Source organism: Mesorhizobium sp. M2C.T.Ca.TU.002.02.1.1, from assembly GCF_003997225.1.
This window is the reverse complement of the sequence record NZ_RZTO01000219.1, coordinates 1-8,067: the sequence shown is the minus strand read 5'-3', so window position 1 is coordinate 8,067 and position 8,067 is coordinate 1. Positions and strand designations below refer to the sequence as shown.

General features: G+C 59.2%; 11 protein-coding genes and 1 tRNA gene. 5 read left to right on the top strand and 7 right to left on the bottom strand.

Annotation, left to right across the window (positions count from 1 at the left end):
- Together EOD07_RS14100 and gcl are read right to left on the bottom strand one after the other, a co-directional pair.
- Window positions 1-614, bottom strand: a 614-nt coding sequence (locus EOD07_RS14100; RefSeq protein ID WP_127235901.1) for a TIM barrel protein, incomplete at its 3' end; no start/stop codon positions are given.
- A gap of 36 nt (window positions 615-650) precedes the next feature.
- On the bottom strand, window positions 651-2,432 hold the full coding sequence (gcl, locus tag EOD07_RS14095; RefSeq protein WP_127235900.1) for a glyoxylate carboligase: 1,782 nt from the start codon (window positions 2,430-2,432) through the stop codon (window positions 651-653).
- A gap of 203 nt (window positions 2,433-2,635) precedes the next feature.
- Between gcl and bhcR the strand changes: the two genes are divergently transcribed.
- Window positions 2,636-3,457 carry an HTH-type transcriptional regulator BhcR gene (gene bhcR, locus EOD07_RS14090; RefSeq protein ID WP_127235899.1) on the top strand — a complete coding sequence of 274 codons (822 nt, stop codon included), beginning with the start codon at window positions 2,636-2,638 and terminating at the stop codon, window positions 3,455-3,457.
- Here the strand turns inward: bhcR and EOD07_RS14085 are convergent.
- Complete coding sequence (locus EOD07_RS14085; RefSeq protein WP_127235898.1) at window positions 3,454-3,813, bottom strand: hypothetical protein; 360 nt, start codon at window positions 3,811-3,813, stop codon at window positions 3,454-3,456. The two genes, bhcR and EOD07_RS14085, sit on opposite strands and share 4 nt — an antisense overlap.
- Before the next feature lie 138 nt (window positions 3,814-3,951).
- Here EOD07_RS14085 and EOD07_RS14080 point away from each other — a divergent pair, with 138 nt between their 5' ends.
- Window positions 3,952-4,395: a hypothetical protein gene (locus EOD07_RS14080; protein ID WP_245470138.1), complete on the top strand. Its 444-nt coding sequence runs from the start codon at window positions 3,952-3,954 to the stop codon at window positions 4,393-4,395.
- Window positions 4,396-4,483: 88 nt separating this feature from the next.
- Here EOD07_RS14080 and EOD07_RS14075 read toward each other — a convergent pair whose 3' ends face one another.
- The 3 genes from EOD07_RS14075 to EOD07_RS14065 all read right to left on the bottom strand — a co-directional run bounded on the left by EOD07_RS14075 (window position 4,484) and on the right by EOD07_RS14065 (window position 5,538).
- Window positions 4,484-4,843 (bottom strand): BA14K family protein, encoded by a 360-nt coding sequence (locus EOD07_RS14075; protein WP_245470135.1) that lies wholly within the window; start codon window positions 4,841-4,843, stop codon window positions 4,484-4,486.
- 151 nt (window positions 4,844-4,994) lie between these two features.
- Window positions 4,995-5,192: a hypothetical protein gene (locus EOD07_RS14070; RefSeq protein WP_127235897.1), complete on the bottom strand. Its 198-nt coding sequence runs from the start codon at window positions 5,190-5,192 to the stop codon at window positions 4,995-4,997.
- 178 nt (window positions 5,193-5,370) lie between these two features.
- Entirely contained in the window at window positions 5,371-5,538 is a 168-nt protein-coding gene (locus EOD07_RS14065; protein WP_127235896.1) for a hypothetical protein, read from the bottom strand.
- Window positions 5,539-5,689: 151 nt separating this feature from the next.
- Between EOD07_RS14065 and EOD07_RS14060 the strand changes: the two genes are divergently transcribed.
- Window positions 5,690-5,765, top strand: a tRNA-Thr gene (locus tag EOD07_RS14060).
- 375 nt (window positions 5,766-6,140) lie between these two features.
- Window positions 6,141-6,899, top strand: coding sequence for a hypothetical protein (locus EOD07_RS14055; RefSeq protein WP_127235895.1), 759 nt, complete (start codon window positions 6,141-6,143; stop codon window positions 6,897-6,899).
- 13 nt (window positions 6,900-6,912) lie between these two features.
- Here the strand turns inward: EOD07_RS14055 and EOD07_RS14050 are convergent, their stop codons facing one another.
- Window positions 6,913-7,569 (bottom strand): hypothetical protein, encoded by a 657-nt coding sequence (locus EOD07_RS14050; protein ID WP_127235894.1) that lies wholly within the window; start codon window positions 7,567-7,569, stop codon window positions 6,913-6,915.
- 219 nt (window positions 7,570-7,788) lie between these two features.
- Between EOD07_RS14050 and EOD07_RS14045 the strand changes: the two genes are divergently transcribed.
- Window positions 7,789-8,004: a hypothetical protein gene (locus EOD07_RS14045; RefSeq protein ID WP_127235893.1), complete on the top strand. Its 216-nt coding sequence runs from the start codon at window positions 7,789-7,791 to the stop codon at window positions 8,002-8,004.
- Window positions 8,005-8,067 lie beyond the last annotated feature (63 nt).

The following is an 8,067-nucleotide window of genomic DNA, read 5'->3' as shown; positions in this document are numbered from 1 at the left end:
AGCTGGATATGCGCGATGCGGGGAAGGTTCGCTTCGATGGTACGGGCGAGATCCCCCTCCATGATCTGCATGTGGTAGATGTCGTACTGCAAATAGAGGTTCTTCGAGCCGATGCGGTCGATCAGCGCCAGCGCCTGGTCGGAATAGTTCAGGAAGAAGCCCGGGATGTCACGCGTGTTGATCGGCTCGATCAGCAGCCTGATGCCGGCCTGCTCCAGCTTCTCCGCCGCGAAAGCGAGGTTCTCGGCAAAGACGTTTTCCAAAACGACGCGGTCAGCGCCCTGCGGCGCGATGCCGGCCAGGCAGTTGATCTGCTCGCAGCCCAGCGCATGCGCATAGGTGATCGCCTTGGCGACGCCCTGGCGGAATTCCGGCACGCGGTCGGGAAGCACGGCAATGCCGCGCTCGCCCTTGGCCCAGTCGCCGGCCGGCAGGTTGAAGAGAACCTGGCTGAGGCCGTTCTTCTTCAGGCGCGTCGCGACGACGTCCGGCGCATGATCATAGGGGCCGATATATTCGACGCCTTTGAAGCCCGCGCGGGCGGCGGCATCGAAACGGTCGAGGAAATCATGCTCGCCGAAGAGCATCGAAAGATTGGCTGAAAAACGCGGCATTCCTTTTTCTCCTTTTTTCTGCCTGCCCCAGGCTCGCTAATCCAACATCATGATGGCCGTCGGCGCATCCTCGTTGCGTTCGGCAAGCTCCTCGAACTCGGTGATCTTGTCGATTTCCGTGCCCATGGAAATGTTGGTGACGCGCTCGAGGATGAATTCCAGCACGACCGGCACCTGGTGCTCCTTCACCAGCCGCTGCGCTTCCTTGAAGGCGCCGGCGAATTCCTCGGGCTTCTTCACGCGGACCGCCTTGCAGCCCATGGCCTCGGCGACCGCGACATGGTCGACGCCGTAGCCGGCCTCGGGGTCGCCGGCACGATTGACGTTCTCGAAGGCCAGGCTCACCTCGTAGTCCATCGAAAAACCGCGCTGCGCCTGGCGGATCAGGCCGAGATAGGCATTGTTCACGACGACATGGATGTAAGGCAGCTTGTGCTGCGCACCGACGGCCAATTCCTCGATCATGAACTGGAAATCATAGTCGCCGGAGAGCGCGACGATATCCCGGTCCGGATCGGCGGCGCGCACGCCGAGCGCTGCCGGCAGCGTCCAACCGAGCGGGCCGGCCTGACCGCAATTGATCCAGTTGCGCGGCTTGTAGACATGCAGGAACTGCGCGCCGGCGATCTGCGACAGGCCGATCGTGGTGACATAGGTGGTGTCGCGGGCAAAGGCCTTGTTCATCTCCTCGTAGACGCGCTGTGGCTTCAGCGGCACCTGCTCGAAATGCGTCTTGCGCTTCATGGTCTTCTTGCGCTGCTGGCATTCCTTGGCCCAGCCCGACCAGTCACGCAGCTTGCCGGCCGTGCGCCATTCGGTGGCGACATCGAGCAGGATCTTCAGCGCGGCGCCCGCATCCGAAACCAGGCCGAGATCCGGCGCGAAGACGCGGCCTATCTGAGTGGGCTCGATGTCGACATGGATGAACTTCTTCCCCTTGGTGTAGACATCGACCGAGCCGGTGTGGCGGTTGGCCCAGCGGGTGCCGATGCCGAACACGAAGTCGGCGGCAAGCATCGTTGCGTTGCCGTAGCGGTGCGAGGTCTGCAGGCCGCACATGCCGGCCATCAGCCGGTGGTCGTCGGGGATCGCGCCCCAACCCATCAGCGTCGGGATGACCGGCACGCCGGTAACTTCGGCGAATTCGATCAGAAGATCGGAAGCGTCGGCGTTGATGATGCCGCCGCCGGCGACGATCAGCGGCTTTTCCGCTTCATTGAGCATCGAAAGCGCCTTCTCGGCCTGGGCGCGTGTCATCGCCGGTTTGAACGGAGCCAACGGCTCATAGGCGTCGATGTCGAACTCGATCTCCGCAAGCTGGACGTCGAGCGGCAGGTCGACGAGCACCGGACCCGGGCGCGAGGAGCGCATCAGGTGGAACGCTTTCTGCAGCGCCATCGGAACCAGATAGGGCTCCATGACGGTGACCGCCCATTTGGCGACGGGCGAGGCGATCGAAGCGATGTCGACGGCCTGGAAATCCTCCTTGTTGAGGCGCGCGCGCGGCGCTTGTCCGGTGATGCAGAGGATCGGGATCGAATCCGCCGAGGCCGAATAAAGGCCGGTGATCATATCGGTGCCGGCCGGGCCGGACGTGCCGATGCAGAGCCCGATATTGCCGGCCTTGGCCCGCGTGTAGCCTTCGGCCATATGCGAGGCCCCCTCGACATGGCGGGCGAGCACATGGCGGATGGTGCCGCGTGCCTTCAGCGCCGAATAGAGCGGGTTGATCGCCGCGCCCGGCACGCCGAAGGCATTGGTGATGCCTTCCTTTTCGAGAACGAGAACCGCCGCGTCGACAGCGCGCATCCTGGCCATGACAAGCCTCCATTTCGTTGGTTGGCTTGATAGTGACAGCGTGTCTTCGATTTTTCAATTTTTTCAGAATATTTTTTCATTTCTAGAAAATGGCTTTTATCCGCTGATTTCACTTCACTTTTCGTTTTCCAGAAAAACCACCGCAGCAACGACTGAAAAAGTTTTTCATTGCATCCGGCATCAGATCGGCGAGAATGACGGGCATGGAAACGACGGAAAAACGCCAACGCGGCCGGCCGCGCGCCTTCAATGGTCCGTCCGAAGCGACGTCGGTGCAGTCGCTCGACCGGGCGCTGCGGATCCTGGCGATCGTCGCCGAGGCCAGCGGCCTGTCGCTCAGCGAAATCGCGGCGCAAAGCGGCATTGCCGCCTCCACCGCCTACCGTATGCTGACGACGCTGGAAAACCACGGCATGGTCGAGTTCGACACGACCGACCAGCTCTGGTCGGTCGGCGTCGAGACCTACCGCATGGGCGCCGCCTTCCTGCGCCGCAGAAAGCTGGTCGACCGCGCCCGCATCGTCATGCAGGAACTGATGGAGAAGACCGGCGAGACCGCCAATCTGGGCGTCACCGAGGACGATTGCGTGGTCTTCGTCAGCCAGGTCGAGACGCATCAGGCGATCCGTGCCTTTTTCCGGCCGGGTACGCGCAGCCCCTTCCATGCGTCCGGTATCGGCAAGGCCGTCCTGGCGCATCTCGAGCCGGAACGGGTCGCCGCCATCCTGCGCAAGGCGGGCCTGCAGCGCTACACCGACAAGACTCTCTCAGATATCTCTGCGCTCGCCCATGATCTCGCGACCATCAAGCATCGCGGCTGGTCGGTCGACGACGAGGAACGCCACCCCGGCATGCGCTGCGTGGCCGCCGCCATCTTCAACGAATATGGCGAGCCGATCGGCGGCGTTTCGGTGTCCGGCCCGACGGTTCGGGTCACGCCCGAGCGACTGGCCGAGATCGGCCCGCTGGTGCGCGACGCCGCGGTCGAGGTGACGAAGATGATCGGCGGCGTGAAAGCTTATTAGGACGCGCCCGGCAAGGCGCTCTTGGCCGATATGTCGAAGAAATCGAGCAGGATGGCCAGCCCGACGCCGCAGGCCGCCAAGATGAGGCCAGCGATGAATATCCGACTGGCGCGGTCATGAATGCTTCGCTGCAGCGATTTGATGTCGAGCAGAATGGCAAGCGCCCGAATCTGCAGCGCAATGCCGACAAGGATCGGCAGCACGGCAACCAGATGGTAGGTCTGCCACGGGATTGGGTTGGCCGCCCAATGCGTGATGAAACCTAGCGAAAACGCAAGCAGGATGCCGACGATGGTGATGGTGCCGTTGCGGAAAACCGGTTCGACCCGTTCTTCCTTGGGATCCTGCTCGTTCATGCCACCCTCCCCTCGTTTGGCGCGGAAGCCAGCCTAAACGCTTGCAAAATCGCTGTACATCGCTGGTTGCCTGGCGAAGGCCGGCCGGAGCATAGGCAGGCCGAACGCCGGACTTGACGGTCTTGCCGGGGCGTTGGCATGCGTGCGAAAGGGCACGGGATGCGGAAAACAGTTTTCCTCCTATCCGTCGCTTCCCTTTGCGGCTGCGTGGCGGCGGCACCGGCGCCGGTCGAGCCGATCGCTGCACCCAGCGGCAACCCGCGCGTCGATCCCATTCCGATTTCACTGGCCCTGGAGGAGATCATCACCGCCGGTGTCCGCCAGCATCTGAAGAACCCCATTGCCGCAAAGTTCGGAACGATGCTTGCCGGAGAGCGGACATTGGACAGTCGCCACGAGATCGTGGTGTGCGGCTATGTCGATGACAAAAGCTCCTCCGGCGCCAATGAACCTTTCATCGGCAAGATCTATCCCGATGCCGGAAACAACTTCGAACTCGTCGCGATAAACGACGTTTCAGTCAGCGGCGCCTGCAAGGCGGCGGGATTGGCGATGCCGGAGGCGAAGTCCGCTTCCAATTAAACCCATCTGGCGAATATCCGCTAACGGGCAAACGCAAGAAAAGGGGCCGCGTACAGCTCCTCTTTCCTGTCATTGATTTTCCCCCCTCTCAGAGCCTGCAATAGCGCGGGCCGTCATAGCTCATATAGGTGTCGGTGCGCTCGTCGTAGCTGGCGTAGCGGGCATAGCAGCGGCGGACGTGGATCGAGTCGTAGCCGTCGTCCTCGACATAGACGGTGCGGGGCTGCTGGGCGAGCAGGCTGCCGAGCACGAAACCACCGACGCCGGCGGCGATGCCGATGCCGAGCTCGCGGCGGTGATGATGGCCGTGGGCGGCCGAAGGCTGGACGGTGCCGACGAGCGAGCCGGCGGCGACGGGGGTGGCGATGAGGCCGGAAACGATGGTGCGCTTGAACATGACGATCTCCTGGGTTTCGTTGGAGAGGCGAACCATCCGCCTCTTGATCATGGGTCGCCGCGAGTCGGAAAAAGGTTCGAAGGTTTTTGGAAATTTTTCGTCGACGATTCTTCCGGCCTTTCCCTCGCCTCCAACTGCTGGTCGCCCGGAACGAAAAAAGGGCGGCCCGAGAGCCGCCCTTGGAAGACAAATGGTCTTCTCGTCAGAGGAAGATGATCACCTTGCCGTGGTGGTGATGCTTGTGATGATGCCACCACCAGAAGTTCTTGTGATGCTTCTTGTGGTGGTGATGATGATGGTGGTGGTTGCCGTGAGCCGAGGATGTCTCGACCGTGGCGGCGAGCGCGCCGGTGGCGACGAAGGCGGCGACGAGGCCTGAGGTAAGGGTACGCTTCAACATGATGATCTCCTGGATCCTTGATCGAGGCGACCATTCGCCTCTCAGAAGATCAGTCGTGGCGAAGCGGCAAAAGGTTCGAATTGAGCGAATAGCGAATGGCCAATAGCAAATAGGGAAGCCACCACGCCAGGGGCCGAAACTCCCTATTCGCTAATCACTATTCGCTATTCGCTCTCTTTCATCCCATCCCCGTGACATGCCTCAGCCAGAAGGCCAGCACGATGAAGCCGACGAAGGTGGCGACGCCGGTCCAGTCGATATTGGCCTTCCTCAGGTCGCTGACGACCTTCACCAGCAGAAGCCAGGTCACGACGATGAGCGGCAGGATGATGACGAATCTGATCATGCGGCACCCCGTTCGATGCGATTGCACCTGAACGGAATGTAGGAAGCGGCGCGCCGCTTTTCAGCATGCCGGCCATGCCGCGCCGTCCATTAGCAACCCAAAACGGAGTTTTGTCTTTACTGGCGCACGAAATGTGCTACCGGAGCGCCGTGCCCTTGTAGCTCAGCTGGTAGAGCAGCGGTTTTGTAAACCGAAGGTCGCGGGTTCGATCCCTGCCGGGGGCACCAATTACCGACGGTCTGGCCAAGAGTTTGAAGCCCCGGGCTAGATCTACACCATTCTCTGGTCGTTTCGCTGTTCCAGACTCTCTATGCTTTCCTGCGTTGCGCCTGACAAGAGCATGTCCGCCGCCGCAGCCACCGCGAACGTTCAAGCCGCTACTATTTAGATCTACTTCTTGTGACCGAGAGGCGGTGGAACGTGCCTGCCATGGAGCGACGAGCCTACCCGGCTCTATGGCCATCTCTCTAACCTTGCCTTCCGCCAGTCCCGCCCCATCCATCTGCGAAGCAGTTCGTCGTCTTGATTTCAACCTTGAAATGGTTTGGTAATGCGTTGGGGTAGAGCGGTGTAGTTCGCTCATTAGTAGGAAGGAAGCGGCGGTGAGCGACTCGGCACAGAGACTTCTCGACCTAATTGCCAAAATGAAGACGGCAAGCCACGCTTTCCAGGTAGAGAACAGTCGGGCGGACAAAGCACCACTATGGAAAAGTTTCGACCCGTTAGCGAAGCAAATGGGGCTAAAAAATTACGCGGATCTTAGAGATCATTTTTTAGCGCTGTGCGCCAATCTGCGCGAACAAGTCAGCCTTGTCGATTTGAAGCGGGAAAGCGTGCGGCAAAGTTGGCTTGCCACGATAGATGAGGTTTCATCTGTGTTCGACGCGAGCAACGCAGCGTTAGTGACAAATGCCGCGTTTTCCAGCTGCTTCGCTGACGTCAACCTTGGCAGAATTGAAGCAATATCTGAACGACTAGAGACTGAAGGTGCCGTAGAGGCTCCAAAGGAGAAGCTTGAGGAGGCATTTGCAGCGATTAGGGAGGCAGTAGAGGAACTTGAGAGTTCCGGAAAAATACAGCCCCAATTCTCGCGTCTATTCAATCATTACCTACAGCAAATGGAGATTTCACTGAAGCAACACGATGACTTCGGAGAAAATATGTTTTGGAGCCTTTATAAGCATACATTTGCAACGTTTGTCCAGCTTCATCCCGTTATATCGGGATTGGACAACAACAAAGCTATTTGGGAAAAGGTTTGGGCCGCAGCTAGCAAGATGCACTATGGTCTTACAGGACTGTCATTGGCAGCGAACGTTGTGACGTTAGCTCCCGCAGTCACCGCCTTGCTGGGTAATTAGCCCGCGTATCTCCCTAAGCAAGATCTTCCTGAGTCGGCTCGGACACCACTATCCTCATCGAGAACATAGGGAGCTTGTCGGGATATGTGATGGTCGCACCTCCCTCTTGTATGACGAACGGCAACACGAAATCTCTGAACCGCATCGTCGCTTCGAAGATCGGGTCAAAATTGAACGACCTTTCCGCCACTGTAAGGCAAACCTTGCTGACCCACGAGCTGTTGAACCTGTCGTAGATGCAGCCTGAAAAGGTGGTCTGCCCATTTGCCGCACCGAACATCACAATGTGCGACTGCTGGTCATCGACTTCATCCACCCAAGCAAGCGATCCCCAAACAGGAAATCCGAGCGGCGGTTGTTTCGAAAGCTCACGATCAAGATGCTGCATGTAATGTCTAAAGGGTTCGGCGAGTTCGGTAGCCGTCAGGAAGGCTCTCATCTCCGGACGCTTCTGGTTGAGGGACGGCACAGCCCTCGCGATCGACCTGATCCGATGAAGCGTGTCTACAAAACCCCAGCAATGGGCGATTGCAGGAACGACGTTCGAGCTGCTGACCGGAATCTTGCAGCACATCGAATGGAGACTTCCGTAATAGAACTGGAGCAGTTCAAATGAGTAGTGGAGTCCGTCAAGGCAACGGATGGTCCGAACCTTCAGCGGCGTCAGCACTGGCTCTACTGTCACACCGGCAGACCCAAAGTGTCATGCCAGCCGTTGATGACATTTTTACATGCCGCCGACAGTGAGCGATCACCGCCTAAGGTTTCAAGTACAACCATGCACGCGCCCCCCCTTTCCCTCTTCGTCGTAAGTCATTATCCGACCTGGCGAAATCAGCAGAACTCTGTTGTCTCCAGGTAGCAGACGATTAGTTCTGTTGAGAGAACCGTGCTTGACCGCATTTACAACATCCCCGAGCAGTTCATGGTCCTCAACTCGCCTGTCATTTTGGTTCGTCCTTGCGGCCTGCTCGATGCGCTGCCGCACGTCAGTCAGACTCAAACCAACAAACTGCTGCCGAGCCCAAGCGACCTCATGGAAATGATACAGGAAAAACGCAGCGGTAATCCCAGCCCGCATCACAGCAAACTCATCCGCCTATAGGCGAGCCGGCATCCCATTTCCATCAACTCAGCATACGGGATCAACACAAGCTGCTCCCAATGT